Origin of the sequence: Actinomadura sp. DC4 (genome assembly GCF_030406325.1) — a bacterium.
In the GTDB taxonomy this organism is placed as follows: domain Bacteria; phylum Actinomycetota; class Actinomycetes; order Streptosporangiales; family Streptosporangiaceae; genus Actinoallomurus.
This window is the reverse complement of record NZ_JAUEQY010000083.1, coordinates 1-1247: the sequence shown is the minus strand read 5'-3', so window position 1 is coordinate 1247 and position 1247 is coordinate 1. Positions and strand designations below refer to the sequence as shown.

Annotated in this window: 1 protein-coding gene; it reads right to left on the bottom strand. The window is 65.8% G+C overall.

Annotated elements, in window-relative coordinates; translation table 11 throughout:
• Positions 1-35: 35 nt before the first annotated feature.
• A complete protein-coding gene (locus tag QWU11_RS47045; RefSeq protein ID WP_290121131.1) occupies positions 36-1157 on the bottom strand; it encodes an IS630 family transposase in 1122 nt (373 codons plus the stop codon).
• Positions 1158-1247: the final 90 nt, after the last annotated feature.

Genomic DNA, 1247 nt, shown 5'->3' with positions numbered 1-1247 from the left:
CTAGTGCTCTGTCCATGAACGTTGGCCGGGTCTGATCACGCGGCTTTGGGGCGCCGTGGGTCTCCCCAGCGTTGTTGTCGTTCGCTGCGGATGCGGGCGCGTTCGCGTCGTTGGGCGGCGAGGATGTCGGGGTGGCGGGCGTTGGCGTTGCGCCAGCGCAGATGGTCGTGCAGGGCGCGTGTGGCCACGGGATGGTTGGGGTGGTTCGATCCGCTGACCACGAAGGTGCGTAGCGGTCCGAAGTGCGCCTCGATCGGGTTGGCCCAGGAAGAGTAGGTCGGGGTGAAACACAGTTCGACCTTGTTGCCGGCCGCCCAGGTGCGGATCTTGGTGCCGCGGTGGGCGGACAGGTTGTCCAAGATGATGTAGATCGGTGCCCCGTCCGGGCGCGCCGCCCGGATGGACTTCAGCGCGGCCAAAGTGTTCGCGGCGGATTTCTTCTTGCGGACGATCCCCCACAAGGTGTCGGTGCCGATGGAGTAACAGCCGTGGAACTGTCGGACCCCGTGAAGCTTGTGGTAGTTGGCGGGCAGCCTGTCCGGATGTCCTTTGCGGGCCCAGCCGGCTCCGGCGTGTGGCCGGATGGTCAGCGGCCCGAACTCATCGAAGGCGAACACCCGGTCGGGGAAATTGCTGGTGACGTGCTCGATGCGGGCCAGCTTGGCGTCCCGGCGCGGGTCGTTGGATTCCTTCCAGGTCTTGGTCCGCTGAAAGGTGATCTCGTGTTCGTGCAGGAACTGCCGCAGCCGTTCTCGTCCGATCCGGACCGGGCGGGTGTTGTTGCATGCCAGGTAGGCGGCGAGTTTACGCAGGCTCCAGCGAGTGAAGGGCCGCTTGAGCGCCTCGGGTCTGGTGGTGGCCGTCGCGACGATGAAGGCTTCGTCCTCAGGACTGATCAGGCGGGGACGGCCACCCGCCCACTGAGGGTCCAAACTGGCCATGCCCATCTCGTTGAACCGGTGGATCACTCCTCGGACCGCGTCTTCATCGCCTTGGACCAGCCGCGCGATCGCTGGGACGGTGTTCCCGCCGGCCGAGGCCAGCACGACCATCGCGCGACGCAGCCGCACCGCCGAACCGGTTCCTCTTCGCACAATCTGCTGCAGCCGCTGACCCTCATGATCGGTCAGACGGCGCACCCGAACTGGATCTGCCATCCGACCAGCCTCACGGCATAGCGGACACCAACCATGAACATCGACCGGCGTGTCGACCAACCCGGCCAACGTTCATGGACAGAGCACTAG

Bases quoted from the DNA above. Each gene is read 5' to 3' on its own strand.
- QWU11_RS47045 (WP_290121131.1), bottom strand. From the start codon at position 1,157: ATGGCAGATCCAGTTCGGGTGCGCCGTCTGACCGATCATGAGGGTCAG.